This is a genomic window from Janthinobacterium sp. 61 (genome assembly GCF_002846335.1).
Taxonomy (GTDB): domain Bacteria; phylum Pseudomonadota; class Gammaproteobacteria; order Burkholderiales; family Burkholderiaceae_D; genus Janthinobacterium.
The window spans coordinates 1,674,384-1,692,790 of record NZ_PJMQ01000001.1 but is presented as its reverse complement, the minus strand read 5'-3'; the positions used below and the strand labels follow the sequence as shown (position 1 = coordinate 1,692,790).

The following is an 18,407-nucleotide window of genomic DNA, read 5'->3' as shown; positions in this document are numbered from 1 at the left end:
TCCCGCAGGGCGGCATGCGTGGATTTCATTTACAGTTGACGCGCCTCAAACGTGTTGCACTGGGAAATCTGGCCGCCCTCGATGCCCTTGCTGAACCAGCGCACGCGCTGTTCCGAGGTGCCGTGCGTAAACGAGTCAGGCACGACATGGCCTTGCGACTGGCGCTGCAAGGCATCGTCGCCGATGGCCGTGGCCGCTTTCAGGGCCGCTTCCACGTCGCCCTGTTCCAGGATTTTGCGGTCCTGGTTCGCGTGGAATGCCCACACGCCGGCAAAGCAGTCGGCCTGCAATTCCAGGCGCACGGACATGGCGTTGGCCTGGCGCTCCGATTGCGTGCGGCGCGCATTATCGACCTTTTCGGATAAGCCCAGCAGGTTCTGTACGTGGTGGCCCACTTCATGGGCGATCACATAGGCTTCGGCAAATTCGCCCGAGACCTTGAAGCGCTGCTGCATCAGCTTAAAGAAGTCCAGGTCCAGGTAGACTTTCTGGTCGCCGGGGCAATAGAAGGGGCCGCTGGCGCTCTGGCCCGTGCCGCAGGCTGTGGGGATGCTGCCTGAAAACAACACCAGCTTCGGTTTCACGTAGCTGCCGCCTTCGGCCTTGAACAGCGCGCCCCAGGTGTCTTCCGTATCGGCCAGCACGGTTTTCACGAAGCGGGCCATGTCGTCCGATTCGGGCGGCTGGCGCGCGGGCGCCTGGCTTTGCTGGGTGCTGACCTGGCCGCCACCGCCGCTGAGCAGGTTGAGCAAGGTCAGGGGGTTGACGCCCAGCACATACGAGCCGACGAGGGCGATGACGATGGTGCCGATGCCGATAGAACGCCCGCCAAAGCCGAAGCCACCCCCACCGCCGCCCCCGCCGCCATCTTCGCCACGGCGATCCTCCACATTGTCGCTTTCGCGATTGCCTTCCCATTTCATGATCTTTACTCCTGCTGCGATTGTGCGATTGATTGGTGACGCCTGAATATAGTTCGTGCGACGAATCTTGTTATTATCGCAGTAAATTGCGCCGCGACAGGGGCGACAATGTTACCCTTTGCAACTTTCCACCCATTCCATAACAGGTATACGCATGGCGCTTGCCAACGATACACGCATTTCTCCCGTCGCGGTGGTCCAGGCCCAACTGGACGCCTACAATGCCCACGATGTGGCGGCCTTGCTGGCGATCTATGCCGATGACGCACAGCAATTCCAGCACCCGGCTACCTTGCTGGCCCAAGGTGGCGCGCAGATCGGCCCCCGTTTCGCAGCCCGATTCGCGGCCAGCAAACCGCGGGCGCAGTTGCTCAACCGTATCGCTTGCGGCAAGCTGGTGATCGACCATGAAATCGTCCATGGCGACACGCCAGACGGTGTTTCCGCGCAGGAACTGGTGGCGACATATGAGGTGGAGCAGGGACGTATCGCGCGTGCCTGGTTCAGCTTTGGCGCCCTGACCAGCTTGCGCGTGGCGCTGCCGTCCGACGTGCCCGCCATGAATGCGCTGATCGCCCGTTCCGGCGTGGTGCTGAGCGCGGGGTTTTACAGTGAAGAGCAGGCCGAAGCCGTGACGCGCCATGTGTTCGGCGTCGATACGCAGCTCGTTGCCGACCGGACGTATTTCGTGATCGAGCGCGACGGTGCCATCCTGGCCTGTGGCGGCTGGAGCCAGCGCGCCACCCTGTACGGCGCCGACCGCGCGAAGAGCGGACCGGACCCGCTGCTCGACCCGGCCTGCCAGCCGGGCCGCATCCGCGCCTTCTTTGTCGAGCCGGCTAGTGCGCGCCAGGGCCTGGGCAGCATGCTGATGCGTTATTGCGAACGGCAGGCGCTGGCCGCTGGTTTCACTGCGCTGGAACTGGCCGCCACCTTGCCCGGCGTGCCGCTGTACCTGGCCAGCGGCTTCTCCGTCACGGAAGATTTCTACCTCGACTTGCCTGGTGACATCAAACTGCCGCTGGCGCGCATGCACAAGCGGCTGTAAGGGGCGCCTTGGCTGCAAGGTTTTACCAGGGCAGCGGCGCCTTTTCTCCGTTGGCATGCTCGCCATAATACAGCGAGGGCAGGAAGCGCGACAGATAGGTAAATTCGCTGTAGCAATGGCGCAGCAAATTCAGGCCCAGTACGTCGGGTACGTCGCGCACGGGATCGAGGCTGTTACGGCCCAGCAGGAAGCGGCTGCGCAGCACGCAGCCCGTGGGCGTGTCGCGTGTCAAATGCAGCATTTCGCCGTCGAGCGGGTCGCCCTGCGGATCAAGCTGCACATGCTCGCCAAAGCCGATGCGCGCGCAGATGGCGGCCGACAGGGCACCGCTATCCCTGGCCAGTTGCAATTGCAGCGGATCAAACACGTCTTTTGGATCATGGAACTTCAGCTTGGCTTTCACGGGCGGAATGTCGCCTAGGGATTCCACCGCCTCGATCGAGGCGCCGTAGTAACTCTCTCCTTTTTTCCACGCGCTGTTCCAGCCGTGATGGGCCACGTGATCGTGCGGGTGCCACCACTTGATGTGCTGCGTCGTTTCAAAAAACGTAAACCACCAGTCCAGCATGCGCCCGCTGCAGCCGTGCAGCTCCGTGCGCGCGGCCACCAGCAGGCAGCCATCGTCCAGGCGCGTGATGCCCGTTTCCAGATGCAGGGGAAACGGGTCGAGCAAGTCGCCCGTCGTAGTGATGCTCCATGGCAATTCAATATGCGCGTTGTTCGTCATGTCGTTCTCCTTTGTTAGGGTGAGACAATTATATATTAAAGAAACGCACTACGTTTCCTAAATATGTTTCGGTGTAGAATTGCCCATCGATCAAGTTTGGAGTCGGCATGCAGGAAGAAGAAGGCAAGGCCATGCGTGGACGGGGCCGTCCGGCGCGCCCACCCGAGGAAGCACGCGAGGCGGCCGTGCAGGCGGCCACCTGGCTGCTGTTGCACGAAGGTTATGCGGCCACGACCATGGAGGCGGTGGCGCGCCACGCGGGCATGGCAAAGAAATCGCTGTACCAATATGCGGCCAACCGCGAAGATCTGGTGGCGCTGGTGGTGCGCGGCTGGACGGACGCCTTCCTGCCGGCCATGGCGCACGATGCGGCCGCGCCCGGCGAGGTCTTGCCGCTATTGAGGGAAATATTGCAGGCGATGGCGGCGCGCGTGTTGACGGCGGATGCCGTGGGCCTGTTCCGCCTGCTGTGCACGGACTTTCCCGCCCGCACGGATTTACTGGCTGTGTATCAGCGCAATGGCATCGAGCGGGGCACGGCCCTGCTGGCCGAGTGGCTGCAGCGCCAGGCCGCGCGCGGCCACGTGGTGACCGGCAATGCGCCGGAACTGGCCGGCCTGCTGCTGGCCATAGTGATCGCCGAGCCGTTGCGGCAGATGGCGCTGGGCTTGCTGGCGCCCGTGCCGGCCTGGGATGCCGCGCCGCGCATCGATGCGGCGCTGCGATTGCTTGTTGGGCAGGCGTTCAAGGTGGCTGGTGCTTCAGCGCTTCGCGGTAGCTGAGCGGTGATAGCAGCTGGCGGTGCGCGTTGGCAAACGCCGTCACGGCCTCGGGCGCGTGGCGCGCGTAATCGCGCAAGGCCCAGCCGATGGCCTTGCGGATGAAAAATTCGTCCTCCTGGGCCAGCGCCAGGGCCGCGTCGAACAGCCAGCCGGCATCCGTATCGCCGCGCCAGCCCAGCTGGTGCAGGAGGGCGATGCGGCGCAGCCAGAAGTCTTCGTGGTGCAAGGCCGGGACCATATGCGCATGGACATCGCCGCCATGCTGCAGTTCCGCCTGCAGCACGTCGCCGACGATGCCGGCCATCCCGTCGACGCTATCCCACCACGCCCGCTGGCGTGCCAGTGCCAGCAGGGCGGGGATGTGCCCGATGCCCAGCTGGCGTCGGTGCAGACCCAGCATGTCGAGCGCCACGTGCTGGTATTCGCGCTCTGGCTGTTGCCACAGCAGTTGTGCATGTTCCAGCAAGGCATCGGCTCCCACGCCTTTCAAGCCCGCGAGCAAGTCCCTGGCTGCCAGCCGCCGCTGCGGCGCGGCCACGCCCAGGAAAATGAACTGGCCGCGCATATAGGCCTGCATGGGCGCGGCACGAGCCGGGTCGGCGGCCGTTTCCAGCGCGGCCTTCAGTTCTGCATGTAGATCCATTGCAACTCGCTTTTTTCAGGCGTAAAAAAAGCGCTCCGTGGAGCGCCTTTCATGCTCATCCAATATTATTGGATTTTTGCCTTCTTCATCAACTCGTCGCGGTAGGCGGCAAGTTTCTTCTGTTGCAGCGACTCCGCCACTTGACCCTTGACTTCTTCCAGTGCCGGCAGCTTCGTCGGACGGGTTTCTTCCAGTTTGATCACGTGGAAGCCGAATTGCGATTGCACTGGCGTTTGCGTGATCTGGCCTGGTTTCAGGGCAACCATGGCGTCGGAGAATGGCTTCACGTACGACGCTGGGCTAGCCCAGTCCAGGTCGCCGCCATTGGCTGCGGAACCGTCTTTCGATACTTTCGCCAGTTCTTCGAACTTGGCGCCGCCTTTCAGCTTGGCGATGATGTCTTTCGCTTCGGCTTCGGTGGCCACCAGGATGTGGCGTGCATGGTATTCCTTGTCGCCGGCTTGCGCCTTGAACTTGTCGTACTCGGCCTTGATTTCAGCGTCCTTGACAGGGTTTTTCTTGACGTAGTCGGCCAGCAGGGCATTGATGATGATGCTTTGACGGGCATTGTCGATCTGCGACTTGACTTCCGGACGTGTGCCGTAGCCTTGCTTGTCGGCTTCCTGGATCAGCACTTCACGGCCGATCAGGTCTTTCTTGATGGCTTCGCGCAATTGCGGCGAATCGGCTTGCTTGCCTTGGGCGACGACTTGCTTGACGACCTGGTCAACGCGCGACGATGGGATGGCCTTGCCATTCACGGTGGCGACGTTTTGCGCGAACGCAGGGATCGCTACAACGGCGACCAGGGCTAAGATCAGGCGGGCTGGCTTCAAAATCATGTTCATTCCTAATAAGTATACAAAAAACTGGTACAAAAGATCGCGACTGCCATGCAGTGCACATTCAGGCGCAGAATACACGACCGGCGCCGAAAAGGGCGCCGGGGAGGTCAGTTCTTACTGAACTTTTGCTTTTTTGACCATTTCTTCCTGATATGCTTGCAGTTTCTTTTGCTGCAGCGCTTCGGCGATCTGTGGCTTGACTTCTTCCAGGGTTGGCAGTTTTGCCGCGCGGGTGTCGTCCAGCTTGATCACGTGGAAACCGTTAGGCGTTTGCACCGGGGTGTCGGTGACCTGGCCTTTTTGCAGTTTCACGAAGGCGTCGGAGAAGACTTTCGGGAAGGACGATGGCGCTGCCCAGTCCAGGTCGCCGCCATTGTCGGCCGAGCCGGCATCTTTCGATTGCTTGGCCAGATCTTCAAATTTGGCGCCGCCTTTCAGCTTGGCGATGATGTCTTTCGCTTCAGCTTCGGTGCCCACCAGGATATGGCGCACGTGGTATTCCTTGTCGCCGGTCTGGGCTACGAACTTGTCATATTCCGCCTTGATTTCAGCGTCGTTGACAGGGTTCTTTTTCAGGTAGTCGCCGACCAGGGCATTGATGACGATGGCCTGGCGTGCGTTCTCGATTTGTTGCTTGACTGCTGCATCTTTACCGAAACCTTTGTTTTCCGCTTCTTGCATCAGCACTTCACGGCCGATCAAGTCCTTCTTGATCATTTCGCGCAATTGCGGCGAATCCGGTTGCTGGCCTTGGGCGACGACTTGCTTGACGACTGCATCAACGCGCGACGATGGGATAGGCTTGCCATTAACAACGGCAACATTTTGCGCAAAAACAGGTACCGCGACAACGGCGAGTAGTGCAATCAGCAAGCGGGCTGGCTTAAAAGTCATTATTAAATCCTGTTAGGGAAAGTTTCGTAAAAAACGCATGGAAAGAAAACGCGTGCATGGCGCTTGCGGCAAGCGGCATACCAAGTTGCCCCGGTACGCCAAAACGCCATCCTTACACTACTTCGGACGGCGCCAGAGCCACAATCGCCAATGCATGTATCTCATTATGCATCATATCGTGCACGGAATCATACACCAGTCGATGGCGCATGACGAGCCTGAGCCCCTCAAATTGACTAGAAATAATGCGTAGATTGTAGTGGCCTCCGCCAGAGGCGGCGCCCGCATGGCCCCGGTGACGCGCCGAGTCATCTTCCAGCACGCATTCCAGAGGAGAAAGTGCCGTTTCCAGGCGGGTACGAATGCGTTCCATACGCGTTTCCGGCGCAGCGTTGACAATGGTGGTGTTCATGCGTCTTCCTTGATATGTTTGGCCAGGAACAGGGTTTGCGCCACGATGAAGGCAAAGAAAATGCCCGTCGCGCCAAACGCTTTAAAGCTGACCCAGGCGGCCATGTCGCCCTTGTAGAGCACGAAGGCCACGAACAGGTTCAGTGCGCCGATGACGCCAAAGAAGATGATCCAGGCGGCCAGCAACTGGTTCCAGACGGCATCGGGCAGTTGCACTTGCGCTTCCATGGTTTTGCGGATCAGGTTTTTCTTGAAACCCACATGGGCAATCAGCAGGGCCAGGCCGGACAGCCAGTAGATCAGGGTCGGCTTCCATTTCAGGAAGAAATCGTCATGCAGGTAAATGCTGGCGCCGCCGAACACCACAAAGATGAACAGCGACAGCCACAGCATGCCGTCGACCTTGCGGCCGCGCAGCAGCAGATAGCTGACCTGGCAGGCGGTGGCGACGATGCCGACCAGGGTGGCGAGTATCCACGGCGCCTGGTCTGCCTTGATCAGGCCGCCAGACACGAAGCCGGACAAATATTGCTGCACGAAATCGTGCGTGGCCGCTTCATACATGCCGCCCAGCTTGAAGGCGGCAAAGAAGGCGATCAGGGGGAATAGGTCGAATAGAAATTTCATGGCGAGACTTTACACTGGTCTTATTAGAATCATCTTAGGAATGGCTTAGGAGCAACGCCCAAGCCATCGCCGCCATCAAGGCTGCGGATCGAAGCGCAGGGAAGCCGAATTGATGCAATAGCGCAAGCCGGTCGGCGGCGGGCCATCCGGAAAGACGTGGCCCAGGTGGGCGTCGCAGACGGCGCAGACGATTTCCGTGCGCACCATGCCGTGGCTGCGGTCGACAATCTCCGTCACGTTGGCCGGGTCCAGGGCCTGGAAATAGCTGGGCCAGCCGCAACCCGAATCGAACTTCGTATCCGAAGCGAACAGGGGCGTGTTGCAGCAGACGCAGGTATAGATGCCGTGTTCATGGTGGTCCCAGAACTTGCCTGTGAAGGCGCGTTCCGTGGCCGCGTGGCGCGTGACTTCGTATTGCATCGAGTCGAGCATGGCGCGCCATTCGGCGTCGGTTTTTTTGACTTTATTGGTGGTCATAATGACTCCTCAGGATGAGCAACTGACTTCAAGGTGGCTGGCCCAGTCGGGCGGCAGGGCCGCATAGTGCTGGTGTTCGGGCTGTTCGTCAAATGGCTTTTGCAATATTTCCAGTAATTTTGTCACTTCCGTATAGTCCTGCTGCTGGGCTTTTTCGATGGCGACTTGCGCCAGGTAATTGCGCAGCACGTATTTCGGGTTGACCTGGTTCATGGCGGCCTGGCGCTGCGCATCGACGCTATTTTCTTGCAACAGGCGCGCGCGGTAACTAACTGCCCAGGCATCGAAGGCAGGGCGGTCGATGAACATGTCGCGCAGTGCCGTGTCATGCTCGGGGCTGGCCACTTGCAAGGTCGACAGGGTGCGGAAGAAGTTGGTGAAATCCAGGTGATTGGCTTGCATCAGCGCAAACATGCTGTCGAACAGCGCCGTATCTTCCTCTTGCACGGTGCGCAAGCCCAGCTTGGCGCGCAGCAAGGCATTCATCTTGTCCGCAAAGGCGCCCTGGTAGCTGTCCAGCGCTGCCTGCGCCGAGTCCACTTTGCCGATCAGCGGCAGCAGCGCCTGGCCCAGCGCATGGCAGTTCCAGTGGCCCACCTGCGGCTGGTTGGCGTAGGAATAGCGACCTTGCTGGTCCGTATGGTTGCAGATGTGCTCGGCGTCAAACGCTTCCATGAAGCCGAAGGGGCCGTAATCGAGGGTCAGGCCCAAAATCGACATATTGTCCGTATTCATCACGCCATGCATGAAGCCCACGGCCTGCCATTGCGCGATCATGTGCGCCGTGCGCACGCACACTTCAGCCAGCAAAGCTTGATAGGGATTTGATGCGGCGCGCAAATGGGGATAAAAGCCATCGATGACGTAATCGGCGAGGATTTTCAGCTCGTCCGTTTTTTTTCGGTAGAACCAATGTTCGAAAGAGCCGAAGCGCACAAAACTGGGCGCCATGCGCGTCACGACGGCCGCCGTTTCCAGCGTTTCGCGCATGATGCCTTGCTGCGAACCCATGATGGACAGCGCGCGCGAGGTGGGAATGCCCAGCGCCGCCATGGCTTCCGAGCAGAGGAATTCACGGATGGACGAGCGCAGCACGGCGCGTCCGTCGCCCATGCGCGAATACGGCGTGGCGCCGGCGCCTTTCAATTGCAGCTCCATCGGGCCGCGTTCTGTCGCGATATCGCCCAGCAAGATGGCGCGGCCATCACCCAGCTGGCCGGCCCAGACGCCGAACTGGTGGCCCGAATACACGGCCGACAGGGGCAGCGAACGCTCGGCCACGGTATTGCCAATCAGCAACTCCACATAGCCGGGTTCGGCCAGGCGCGCGGCATCGAGGCCGACCAGGCTTGCTGCCGGCGCGCTGGCGGCCACGAAATACGGGGCGGGCAGGGGCGTGGGCATCAAGCGCGTATAGAACGCGGGCGGCAAGGCGGCAAAGGCATTGTCCAGTGGTAAGGTAGGAGCGGTGATGGCGATTCCATTCAAAAATAAGATATGGCGGCAAGTAACGCCAGCCTGGAATGCGATTTTACCGCACGGCGCCAAGGCGCGTGTCGGGCGCTGGCGAGGCTGCCGTGTCGGGTGCCGTGGCGACTACGAACGGGGCAAAAAACGGAATCAAAAATTCCATGCTGCATTGCAATATCGAAATGCGTTGACGATTTCCGCACGACCGTACGAAACTAGGGAAAGTCTTTAAATTTCAACAATAACCGAGTATCCAGCCCAGGAGACACGATGTCGGCATTTCCCTTGAGTCCAGTGATGGGCCAGATGATGAATCAGCCCCTGCTGATTTCCAGCATTATCGAGTTTGCAGCGCGTCATTATGGAGGCAGCGAAATCATTTCGCGGCGGGTGGAGGGCGATATGCACCGCTACACCTACCGCGATTGCCACCAGCGCGCGCGCCGCCTGGCGAACGCCTTGCACGGCCTCGGCATCGGCATGGGCGACCGGGTCGCCACCCTGGCCTGGAATGGCTACCGCCACCTGGAAGCCTATTACGCCGTGTCAGGCTCGGGCGCCGTGCTGCACACCATCAATCCACGCCTGTTTCCCGACCAGATCGCCTATATCTCCAATCACGCAGAAGACCAGGTTTTACTGTTTGATCTGACCTTCCTGCCTGTGGTGGAGAAAATCGCCGCCGACTGCACTTTTGTGCGCCACTTCGTGCTGATGTGCGACCGCGAGCGCATGCCTGCCAGTACCAGCATCCCCGACCTGCTGTGCTATGAAGACTTGATCGCCACGCATTCCGACGATTACACCTGGCCCTTGTTCGACGAGAATGCGGCCGCCACGCTTTGCTACACGTCCGGTACGACGGGCAACCCCAAGGGTGCCCTGTACTCGCACCGCTCGACCGTTCTGCACGCGTATGCCTCGGCCATGCCCAGCGCCCTGAACGTGCGCGCCTCGGACACGGTGCTTCCCGTCGTGCCCATGTTCCACGTGAATGCCTGGGGCTTGCCGTATTCCGTGCCCCTGTCCGGCGCGCGCATGGTGTTTCCCGGTGCGGCGCTCGATGGCAAATCGCTGTACGACTTGTTCGAGGCGGAAAAAGTGACGTTCTCGGCGGGCGTGCCCACCGTCTGGCTGGGCTTGCTGAACCATGCCTTGCAAAATAACTTGAAATTTTCCACCTTCCGCCGCACGGTGATCGGCGGCGCGGCTTGCCCGCCGGCCATGATGGATACCTTGATCGACAAGTTCGACATCGAAGTCATCCACGCCTGGGGCATGACGGAAATGTCGCCGCTGGGCACGGCGGGCGGCTTGCAGACCAAGCACCTGGACCTGTCGAAGGACGAGCAGCGCAAGATCCTGCAAAAACAGGGCCATGCCATCTACGGCGTGGACATGAAGATCGTCGATGACGATGGCAAGGAGTTGCCGTGGGATGGCATCAGTTATGGCCATTTGCTGGTGAAAGGGCCGTGGATCATTGCCTCGTATTACAAGAACGAAGGCGGCGACGTGCTGCAGGATGGCTGGTTCCCCACGGGCGACGTGGCCACCATCGATGCGGACGGCTACATGCAGATCACGGACCGTAGCAAGGACGTGATCAAGTCGGGCGGCGAGTGGATAGGCACCATCGACCTGGAAAACCTGGCCATGGCGCACCCGGCCGTGCTGCAGGCGGCCTGCATCGGCGTGTTCCACCCGAAATGGGACGAGCGCCCCGTGCTCGTCGTGGTGTTGCGTCCCGGCATGACAGTCACGCGCGAAGCCTTGCTGCAGTTTTTCGAGGGCAAGATCGCCAAGTGGTGGACGCCGGACGACGTGCTGTTCATCGACGCCCTGCCCATGGGCGCGACGGGCAAGATCCAGAAGAACAAGCTGCGCGAGCAGTTCAAGGGCCACCAGCTGCCCGGCATGTAGTGCTATAGCGCGTTCATGCGGCCTGCGGCAGCGCCGAGCCCAGCTTTTCCAGCAAATGATCGCATTGGAAAACGGACAGGGTCTGGCGCTGCGCCTGCGTGCCGATATCGATCATTTCATCCATTTCGCTGCGCAAGTCGTCATGTGCTCCCGTGCGGATGATTTGTGGCGCCGCAAAGCGCTGGCTGTCAGAGATGGTCATGATGTTGTCGACATGGTCGACGAGGAAGCCGTAGCGCTCGGCGCCCCGTTCCACGATCAAAATCTTGCCTGCGCCCTCGTCAGGCAAGGCCGGCATCGCGTACAACTGGCGCAGGTCGATGATGCTGATCATTTGCTGGCGTAAATTCAGCAGGCCGCGCATACAGGCCGGCATGCCCGGTGGCGTGGTGATGGCGCTGCTGAAATCGATGATTTCGCGCACCTGGCCGATTTCCACAGCGAAGCGGCTTTCCACCGTGAACGTGATGTAGACGCGGCGCTGCGCCTGGCGCGTGGCGGCCGTTGCCGTTGCCGTATCGGCCGGATACAGGCGAGCGTGGCCATCGCGCATGTCGACGATCTCCGCCTGCGACAGGATGCCCTTGTGGTCGAGAAAAATGATGTCGCCCAGACCGTCTTTCGTGATGCAGCCGGCGAACATGGCCGCGCGCGCCTTGCTCAGCAGGGGAATCGGCAGCACCTCGTCGCCAAAGAAATGCACGATGCTGTCGACGGAGTCAACGAGAAAACCGATGGTGGTGTCATCAATGCGCACGACGATGATGCGCTGCTCCAGCGTGGCAGCCTTGGCCGCATTGCCGGACCCGGCCGCCTGCAGCAGGGCGCCAAAATCCACGACGGCCACCTGGCTGCCGCGAAAATGCATGCGTCCCAGGCACAGCTCGCTATTCAGCAGGGAGCTGTGCAGTTCGGGCACCTTGATGATTTCCTGGATGGCCAGCATTTCGAAGGCAAACGTGGTCCCGGCCGCATGGAAGCTGACGCATTGCCGGCGCTCGCTTTGCGCATGGTAGCGAGCCGTGTTCAGCTTGGCGCCTGTCGCCTGCAGGGCCAGCACGTGGGGCACGTTTTCAATGTGCAGCAGGGCGTGCGGGTCGAGGATTTGCAGCAGGCGCGCGCCGCCGTCGAGCAAGATCGTGCCAGCGATGACGGCGTGCGCGTCGCCGGCCGCATACTGCAGGGCGCTGCGCGCGCTGGCGGGGACGCGCAGGATTTCGCCCGTATCCTGGAAGACGACGCCGATCAGCACTTGCTGGAAGTCGAGGATGGCGATCTTGTCCGTGGGCGCGGCGCGCGGCGCATCGGCGCGGAACAAACGGCCCAGGTTGACCACTGGAATGACGCTGCCGCGCAAAGTGAACATGCCTTCCAGATACGCGGGCGACAGGGGCAGGGCGGTCACTTTGGCGGGGTAGTTCACCACTTCGCGGATGCAACTGGCGGGCAGGGCGAATTCAGCATCGCCCAGGTGAAAGGAGCCGAACAGTTCGGTGGCGCCGTCGCGCCCGCCCTCGTGGTTTTCATGGATATCCATATACGCCTTCCTTGCGTGGAGTCAATCCGGGTCGCGCCACCACATCGGTGACGGCGTAGCTGTGCCGGGCGCAGTCGATCAGCAAATGGCGCCCGTGGCGTCCGCCCAGCGCGCAAAAACTGAGGTGCAAGCCGCACTGGTCCAGGTATTTTTGCGCCGCTGCCGCGTTTTGCCGCCCCACCTGCAGGCGGCCATGGCCATTGTCGGGGCCGAACATGCTTGCGCCGCCCGCCAGCACCACCTCGATATCGGCGTAGTCGGCTTCGCGCACGCCCATCAGGCGCAGCAGCGAGGGCACGGCCTGGCTCACATAGCGTGCATTAAGGGCGCGTGCATTCGGGGCGCCTGGGGCGCTGTCTGCGCCGGGCGCTTCCGGCAGCAAACAGTGAGCCAGGCCGCAGCAGGGGCCATTCTTCCAGATGAAGCCGATACCGATGCAGGAGCCGAGCAAGGCTTGCAGCTGCTCGCCCTGCGTACCCACACCAAGTTGCCCCATGCCAACCAGTTGCAGCGGCGGCGCGTCTGCCGGAGTGTGCGTGTGGATCATGCCAGTCCCGCCTTGTAAATCATGGGAAACTCGAATTGATAGCCGGTACCGAGCCGGGCGATGGTTTCCGATTCGCCCAGGATCAGCCGGCCTTCATCCTTGAGGCTCAGGCGGGCCTGGCGCAGCACGGTTTCCTGGTGCTCCGCATCGAAATAAATGAGCACATTGCGCAGGAAGACCAGGTCGAATTGCCGCGCCGGCCGCAGCGCTTCCAGCAAATTATGCTGTGCAAAGCTCACGTGCTGCCGCAAGTCCTCGTTGACCTTGACGCCATACGGCGAAGGCGAGAAATATTTGCGCAGCAAGTCCGGGTGCGACAAGCGGATGCGCTCGACGGAACGCCCGCTGTATTGGCCGGCCCGCGCCGCGCCAAGGATTTGCTGCGAAATGTCGCTGGCCAGGATCTGGTAGCGGAAAGCGGGCGCTTGCAGCTTGAATTGCTCGCACAGCATGGCGATCGAATACAGTTCTTCGCCGCTGGCGGCGGCCGCCGACCAGATGGACAGGCAGCCGTCCGGGTGGGCGCGGGCCCAGGCGGGCAGGTAGCGGTCGCGGAAGTAATCCCAGATTTGCGGCGTGCGGAAGAACAGGGTGTCGTTGGTGGTCACCAGGTCGATGAAATGGGCCACCTCGTCGCGGTCGCTGCTGACGCGGTCCAGGTAATCCTGGTAGCTGTGCAGGCGCAGCGCCTGCAGCCGAGGCTGCAAGCGCCGTTCCAGCAGGACGCTCTTGCGCGCGGTCATGGCGATGCCCGTATGCTCGCGCACCAGCGCGATCAGGCTCGTCAGCACCTCGGGCGTCAAGGTGGCCGCGTGGCTCATGGCCTACACCACGAAGCCGGAGACAGTCTGGTTCAGGCTGCCCGCGCGCTCGTTCAAGCCATCCGTCGAACGGGCGATGCTGTCGCAGTTGGCGGCCGACTTTTCCGTTTCCTCGGCGATGTACTGGATCGCAGTGGACACTTCACGCGCCGTCAGCAACTGCTCGTTGGCCGCCTTCGAGATATCCGAGATGGCCAGCGTGGTCTTCGCCACGCCCGAGACGATCTTGTCGAAGGCATCGCTTGCCTGGCGCGAAATCTCGCTGCCCGTCGAGACGCGCTTGACGGATTCGTTGATCAGCTTGGAGATTTCCTTGGTCGCTTGCGAAGAACGTTCGGCCAGCTTGCGCACTTCGTCGGCGACGACGGAAAAGCCCAGGCCGTGCTCGCCCGCGCGCGCCGCCTCGATGGCGGCATTGAAGGCCAGCATATTCGTCTGGTTGGCGATTTCGCTGATGACCTTGACGATTTCGCCGATGTCCTCCGACGAGCGGTTGATCAAGTCCATCGCCTCGATTGACTTGGCGACGGCGCGCGCGCCCGCTTCCGCTTCCTGCTGCGTGGCTTTCGCCAGGAAATCGGCATTCGAAGTGTTTTCCGCGATGGAATTGATGGAGTAGGTCAGGCCATCGATGGAGGCGTTCATTTCTTCCACCGTGGCGCCCAGCGCCTGCGTACCCACGGCCACGCCCGTCGCCCGTTCGGCAATCGTATGCGAGGCGTCGGCAAAACCGTTGGCGGCCGACACCACATTGCCGATCACGCCGCGCAAGTCGACGATCATCTTGCTGATGCCGCCGGCCAGCAGGTCGATCGGCTCGTCGCCCTCAGGCACGATATTGCAGGTCAGATCGCCTTGCGCAGCGCGCGCCACCGAATCGAGCAGGGCGTTGACCTTGCGGCTGTCGTTGGCGGCCTTGGACTGGATGCTGTTTTCCAGGTTCACCTGTTCGCTGATGTCGATGGCGAACTTGACTACCTTGTACGGCTTACCGTTCAAGTCCAGGATGGGGTTGTAGGTGGCCTGTATCCACACCACCTTGCCATGGTTGCCCAGGCGCTTGTAGCGTCCCGCATCGAATTCGCCGCGGTTGAGCTTTTGCCAGAATTTCTTGTACTCGGCGCTGCTGGCATACTCGGGCTCGCAGAACATGCGGTGGTGCTCGCCCTGGATATCGCTCAAGTCGTAATCCATGACGGCGAGGAAATTATCGTTCGCGTCCAGCACATTGCCCTGCATGTCGAATTCGATCACGGCCTGCGCCTTGCCGATGGCGCTGACCTTGCCTTCGTATTCGGCGTTGCGCTTTTTCAGGGCCGTCACGTCGCTGGCGAACTTGACCACCTTGAAGGGCCGGCCTTCCACGTCAAAAATGGGGTTGTACGAGGCATTGAGCCAGATTTCGCGGCCATCCTTGGTGAGGCGCTTGTATTCGCCCGCATCAAACTGGCCTTGTCCCAGCTTATGCCAGAATTGCGCGTACTCGTCGCTCCTGGCGTATTCGGGCAGGCAAAACATGCGGTGGTGCTGGCCCTTGATCTCATCGAGCGTGTAGCCGACGGACTTGAGGAAATTGTCGTTGGCGTCGAGGATGGTGCCGTCGAGCCGGAACTCGATCACGGCCTGGGCCTTGCTGATGGCATCGATCTTGCCTTCGTAATCGGCATTGCGGCGTTTGCTGGCCGTGATGTCGGTGGCAAACTTGATGACTTTATACGGCTTGCCATCCGCATCGAGGATGGGGTTGTAGGAAGCGTTGATCCACACTTCGCGACCATCCTTGGCACGGCGCTTGTATTCGCCATGGTCGAATTCGCCACGGCCCAGTTTGCCCCAGAAGTCGGCGTATTCGGACGTTTTCACATACTCGGCGTCGCAGAAAATGGCATGGTGCTTGCCTTGCACTTCGGCCAAGGTGTAGCCGAGGACGCGCAGGAAATTGTCATTCGCATGCAGGATGGTGCCGTCGAGTTCGAATTCGATGACGGCCTGGACACGGTTCAATGCAGTATTTATCGCTTGTAAGTCCAAATCCTGGGAGTGGCTGACATGGCTGGCTGCGTCCATAGTATTTCCTTCAATGTGAGAAGAGAAAGGAGTGGCGATAATACTGACAGCTAATGACGATATAAAACGCTTGCATCATTACCCGGAAAGGGCGGGTGTGATAATTGGTGAGAATCTGCACGATATAACAAAATCGAACACGGCGTTATCGGGCGCCATTGCTCCATAATATTAAATCAGTTGCAGAGTATTGATTTGAATCAATAATTTTATTATTCCTCAGCGCCATGAGAAAAACAAGTGCCCTGAATAAATAATGCTGAAAGTGTCGCCAGTGGCCTGCGCATGGATAGGAAGGCATATTCAGCAGATTATAAAACGCTGTTTTACTTGTTGTTTTTTATTTATTTAAATGAATATGTTATCGATAGTTGCTGGCCCTTTTTTCCGAGGGGGCGGCCAGCCGGCGTGGGCGATGTTGTACCATGACGACAGGCACAGGCGCTGCGCGCGTCGAGATAAAAATAATACGAGCGTTCTTTTATGCGGTATAGTAAAGCTTCATCCCTTGCAACCACCTCATCGCTGAGCAAAATCAATAAGGAAGAGACATGAGTGCTGAATATCAAGTGAACGGCGCTGTTGCCGTCATTACCCTCGCCAATCCGCCCGTCAATGGGCTGGGCCTGGCGACGCGCACTGCCGCCGTCGCGGGCATCCGCCAGGCGCTGGCGGACGAGGCCGTCAAAGCCATCGTCATTACGGGCGCCGGCAAGGCCTTTTCGGGCGGTGCCGATATCAAGGAATTCAATTCGCCCAAGGCGCTCACGGAACCGACACTGCACACCCTGATCAACGTCGTCGAACAATCCACCAAACCGGTGGTGGCGGCCATCCACAGCGTCTGCATGGGCGGCGGCCTGGAGCTGGCGCTGGGCTGCAACTACCGCGTGGCCGCGCCAGGCGCGCAAATGGCTTTGCCTGAAGTCAAGCTCGGCATCTTGCCGGGCGCGGGCGGCACGCAGCGCCTGCCGCGTGTGCTGGGCCTGGAAATGGCCTTGAACATGATCGTTTCGGGCACGCCCGTGGCGTCCGAAAAACTGGCCGGCACGGCCCTGTTCGATGAAGTCATCGCCCCCGGCGCCGACTTGCTGAAAGCCGCCGTAGCCTTCGCCACCAAGGTGGCTGATGTGCGCCCGCTGCCGAAAGTGCGCGAGCGCAAGGTCGATTACCCTCACCATGAAGCCTTCCTGCAGTTTTCGCGCAATACGGTGAAAGCCATGTCCGGCCCATTCCCCGCGCCGCTGAAATGCGTCGATGCCGTGGCGGCCGCCGTGACGATGAAGTTCGAGGATGGCTTGAAGTACGAGCGCGAGCTGTTCATGCAACTGGTGCAGTCGCCCGAGTCGAAAGCCCTGCGCCATGCCTTCTTCGCCGAGCGTGTTGCCAGCAAGGTGCCCGACGTGCCGGCCGACACACCCGTGCGCAGCATCGCCAGCGCGGCGATTGTCGGTGCCGGCACCATGGGCGGCGGCATCGCCATGAATTTCGCCAACGCGGGCATTCCCGTCAAGCTATTGGAAACGCAGCAGGAAGCGCTGGACAAGGGCCTGGCCACCATCCGCAAGAATTACGAGAACACGGTGAAGAAGGGCAAACTGACGCAAGAGAAGGCCGAGCAGCGCATCGCCCTGGTCAGCAGCACGCTGGCGTATGCTGACATTGCGCAAGCCGACATCGTCATCGAAGCCGTCTTCGAGGAGCTGGGCGTGAAGGAAACCGTCTTCAGGCAGCTCGATGCCGTCATGAAGCCGGGCGCCATCCTCGCTTCGAACACCTCGACTCTGGACCTGGACAAGATCGCCGCGTTTACCCAGCGTCCGCAAGACGTGATCGGCACGCATTTCTTCAGCCCCGCAAACGTCATGAAGCTGCTGGAAATCGTGCGTGGCAAGGAAACGGGCAAGGACGTGCTGGCGACGGCACTGGCGCTGTCGAAAAAGCTGAAAAAGACGGGCGTCGTCTCGGGCGTGTGCGACGGTTTCATCGGTAACCGCATGATCGAGCAATACAGCCGGCAGGCCGGCTTCCTGCTGGAAGAAGGCTGTCTGCCGGAACAGGTCGACAAGGCGGCCGAGAAATTCGGTTTTGCCATGGGCCCGTTCCGCATGGGCGACCTGGCCGGCAACGACATCGGATGGGCCATTCGCAAGCGCCGCACTGTGGAAAAGCCGGAAGTGACGTATTCGAAGACGGCCGATTTGCTGTGTGAATTGAAACGCTATGGCCAGAAGGCGGGCGCCGGCTGGTATGACTACAAGGCGGGCGACCGCAAAGCCTATCCGTCGGAGCAGGTCAATGCGATGATCGTCCAGCATTCGGCCGACATCGGCGTGGCGCGGCGCAAGATCAGCGACCAGGAAATCGTCGAACGCCTTGTGTACGCGCTGGTCAATGAGGGCGCACGCATCCTGGAAGAGGGCATCGCCTTGCGCGCCTCGGACATCGACATGGTGTACTTGACGGGCTACGGCTTCCCACTGTTCCGCGGCGGCCCCATGTTCTACGCCGACACGGTAGGCTTGCCGAACGTGCAGGGCGCGATTGCCGGCTACGCCAAAGGCCGCCACGGCGAAGCGTGGACTCCGGCGCCGCTGCTGGTAAAGCTGGCGGGCGAGGGCAAGGGCTTCAATAGCTGATGCACGCGCGCTGAATGAAAAAGGGC

General features: G+C 60.7%; 17 protein-coding genes. 4 read left to right on the top strand and 13 right to left on the bottom strand.

Annotated features, from left to right (window positions below; translation table 11 throughout):
• Positions 1-29: 29 nt before the first annotated feature.
• Positions 30-923: a neutral zinc metallopeptidase gene (locus CLU92_RS07800; RefSeq protein WP_101481409.1), complete on the bottom strand. Its 894-nt coding sequence runs from the start codon at positions 921-923 to the stop codon at positions 30-32.
• A gap of 154 nt (positions 924-1,077) precedes the next feature.
• Between CLU92_RS07800 and CLU92_RS28180 the strand changes: the two genes are divergently transcribed.
• Positions 1,078-1,971 carry a GNAT family N-acetyltransferase gene (locus CLU92_RS28180; RefSeq protein WP_101481408.1) on the top strand — a complete coding sequence of 298 codons (894 nt, stop codon included), beginning with the start codon at positions 1,078-1,080 and terminating at the stop codon, positions 1,969-1,971.
• Between the two features lie 22 nt (positions 1,972-1,993).
• Here CLU92_RS28180 and CLU92_RS07790 read toward each other — a convergent pair whose 3' ends face one another.
• Positions 1,994-2,698 carry a DAPG hydrolase family protein gene (locus CLU92_RS07790; RefSeq protein WP_101481407.1) on the bottom strand — a complete coding sequence of 235 codons (705 nt, stop codon included), beginning with the start codon at positions 2,696-2,698 and terminating at the stop codon, positions 1,994-1,996.
• Positions 2,699-2,805: 107 nt separating this feature from the next.
• Between CLU92_RS07790 and CLU92_RS07785 the strand changes: the two genes are divergently transcribed.
• Positions 2,806-3,480 (top strand): TetR/AcrR family transcriptional regulator, encoded by a 675-nt coding sequence (locus tag CLU92_RS07785; protein ID WP_101481406.1) that lies wholly within the window; start codon positions 2,806-2,808, stop codon positions 3,478-3,480.
• On the opposite strand, the gene CLU92_RS07780 is transcribed toward CLU92_RS07785, so the two are convergent.
• The 7 genes from CLU92_RS07780 to CLU92_RS07750 form a co-directional block, all read right to left on the bottom strand.
• Positions 3,443-4,123: a DNA alkylation repair protein gene (locus tag CLU92_RS07780; RefSeq protein WP_101481405.1), complete on the bottom strand. Its 681-nt coding sequence runs from the start codon at positions 4,121-4,123 to the stop codon at positions 3,443-3,445. The two genes, CLU92_RS07785 and CLU92_RS07780, sit on opposite strands and share 38 nt — an antisense overlap.
• A gap of 65 nt (positions 4,124-4,188) precedes the next feature.
• A complete protein-coding gene (locus tag CLU92_RS07775; RefSeq protein WP_070218375.1) occupies positions 4,189-4,965 on the bottom strand; it encodes a peptidylprolyl isomerase in 777 nt (258 codons plus the stop codon).
• Between the two features lie 117 nt (positions 4,966-5,082).
• Positions 5,083-5,862, bottom strand: coding sequence for a peptidyl-prolyl cis-trans isomerase (locus CLU92_RS07770; RefSeq protein ID WP_101481404.1), 780 nt, complete (start codon positions 5,860-5,862; stop codon positions 5,083-5,085).
• A gap of 112 nt (positions 5,863-5,974) precedes the next feature.
• A complete protein-coding gene (locus CLU92_RS07765; RefSeq protein ID WP_101481403.1) occupies positions 5,975-6,274 on the bottom strand; it encodes a BolA family transcriptional regulator in 300 nt (99 codons plus the stop codon).
• The gene (locus tag CLU92_RS07760) at positions 6,271-6,900 is read right to left on the bottom strand and encodes a septation protein A (protein ID WP_101481402.1); all 630 of its coding nucleotides are present in this window, start codon (positions 6,898-6,900) and stop codon (positions 6,271-6,273) included. The genes CLU92_RS07765 and CLU92_RS07760 overlap by 4 nt, the downstream gene beginning before the upstream one ends.
• Before the next feature lie 75 nt (positions 6,901-6,975).
• A complete protein-coding gene (gene msrB, locus CLU92_RS07755; RefSeq protein ID WP_070218372.1) occupies positions 6,976-7,377 on the bottom strand; it encodes a peptide-methionine (R)-S-oxide reductase MsrB in 402 nt (133 codons plus the stop codon).
• 9 nt (positions 7,378-7,386) lie between these two features.
• The gene (locus CLU92_RS07750; RefSeq protein WP_180338454.1) at positions 7,387-8,865 is read right to left on the bottom strand and encodes a YdiU family protein; all 1,479 of its coding nucleotides are present in this window, start codon (positions 8,863-8,865) and stop codon (positions 7,387-7,389) included.
• A gap of 252 nt (positions 8,866-9,117) precedes the next feature.
• On the opposite strand from CLU92_RS07750, the gene CLU92_RS07745 reads away from it, so the two are divergent.
• Positions 9,118-10,770, top strand: a complete 1,653-nt coding sequence (locus CLU92_RS07745) for a 3-(methylthio)propionyl-CoA ligase (protein ID WP_101481401.1) — start codon at positions 9,118-9,120, stop codon at positions 10,768-10,770.
• Positions 10,771-10,783: 13 nt separating this feature from the next.
• Here CLU92_RS07745 and CLU92_RS07740 read toward each other — a convergent pair whose 3' ends face one another.
• The 4 genes from CLU92_RS07740 to CLU92_RS07725 are packed head-to-tail and all read right to left on the bottom strand — an operon-like array spanning position 10,784 to position 15,679.
• Positions 10,784-12,307 carry a chemotaxis protein CheW gene (locus tag CLU92_RS07740; RefSeq protein WP_101481400.1) on the bottom strand — a complete coding sequence of 508 codons (1,524 nt, stop codon included), beginning with the start codon at positions 12,305-12,307 and terminating at the stop codon, positions 10,784-10,786.
• Positions 12,294-12,854: a chemotaxis protein CheD gene (locus CLU92_RS07735; protein ID WP_101481399.1), complete on the bottom strand. Its 561-nt coding sequence runs from the start codon at positions 12,852-12,854 to the stop codon at positions 12,294-12,296. Before CLU92_RS07735 ends, CLU92_RS07740 begins: the two co-directional genes overlap by 14 nt.
• Entirely contained in the window at positions 12,851-13,675 is an 825-nt protein-coding gene (locus CLU92_RS07730; protein ID WP_101481398.1) for a protein-glutamate O-methyltransferase CheR, read from the bottom strand. Before CLU92_RS07730 ends, CLU92_RS07735 begins: the two co-directional genes overlap by 4 nt.
• A gap of 3 nt (positions 13,676-13,678) precedes the next feature.
• Entirely contained in the window at positions 13,679-15,679 is a 2,001-nt protein-coding gene (locus CLU92_RS07725) for a PAS domain-containing methyl-accepting chemotaxis protein (RefSeq protein WP_306821362.1), read from the bottom strand.
• 614 nt (positions 15,680-16,293) lie between these two features.
• Here CLU92_RS07725 and CLU92_RS07720 point away from each other — a divergent pair.
• Positions 16,294-18,381 carry a 3-hydroxyacyl-CoA dehydrogenase NAD-binding domain-containing protein gene (locus CLU92_RS07720; protein ID WP_101481396.1) on the top strand — a complete coding sequence of 696 codons (2,088 nt, stop codon included), beginning with the start codon at positions 16,294-16,296 and terminating at the stop codon, positions 18,379-18,381.
• Positions 18,382-18,407 lie beyond the last annotated feature (26 nt).

Coding starts and splice junctions, on each gene's coding strand:
- CLU92_RS07800 (WP_101481409.1), bottom strand. CDS start 923: ATGAAATGGGAAGGCAATCGCGAAAGCGACAATGTGGAGGATCGCCGT.
- CLU92_RS28180 (WP_101481408.1), top strand. CDS start 1,078: ATGGCGCTTGCCAACGATACACGCATTTCTCCCGTCGCGGTGGTCCAG.
- CLU92_RS07790 (WP_101481407.1), bottom strand. CDS start 2,698: ATGACGAACAACGCGCATATTGAATTGCCATGGAGCATCACTACGACG.
- CLU92_RS07785 (WP_101481406.1), top strand. CDS start 2,806: ATGCAGGAAGAAGAAGGCAAGGCCATGCGTGGACGGGGCCGTCCGGCG.
- CLU92_RS07780 (WP_101481405.1), bottom strand. CDS start 4,123: ATGGATCTACATGCAGAACTGAAGGCCGCGCTGGAAACGGCCGCCGAC.
- CLU92_RS07775 (WP_070218375.1), bottom strand. CDS start 4,965: ATGATTTTGAAGCCAGCCCGCCTGATCTTAGCCCTGGTCGCCGTTGTA.
- CLU92_RS07770 (WP_101481404.1), bottom strand. CDS start 5,862: ATGACTTTTAAGCCAGCCCGCTTGCTGATTGCACTACTCGCCGTTGTC.
- CLU92_RS07765 (WP_101481403.1), bottom strand. CDS start 6,274: ATGAACACCACCATTGTCAACGCTGCGCCGGAAACGCGTATGGAACGC.
- CLU92_RS07760 (WP_101481402.1), bottom strand. CDS start 6,900: ATGAAATTTCTATTCGACCTATTCCCCCTGATCGCCTTCTTTGCCGCC.
- msrB (WP_070218372.1), bottom strand. CDS start 7,377: ATGACCACCAATAAAGTCAAAAAAACCGACGCCGAATGGCGCGCCATG.
- CLU92_RS07745 (WP_101481401.1), top strand. CDS start 9,118: ATGTCGGCATTTCCCTTGAGTCCAGTGATGGGCCAGATGATGAATCAG.
- CLU92_RS07740 (WP_101481400.1), bottom strand. CDS start 12,307: ATGGATATCCATGAAAACCACGAGGGCGGGCGCGACGGCGCCACCGAA.
- CLU92_RS07735 (WP_101481399.1), bottom strand. CDS start 12,854: ATGATCCACACGCACACTCCGGCAGACGCGCCGCCGCTGCAACTGGTT.
- CLU92_RS07730 (WP_101481398.1), bottom strand. CDS start 13,675: ATGAGCCACGCGGCCACCTTGACGCCCGAGGTGCTGACGAGCCTGATC.
- CLU92_RS07720 (WP_101481396.1), top strand. CDS start 16,294: ATGAGTGCTGAATATCAAGTGAACGGCGCTGTTGCCGTCATTACCCTC.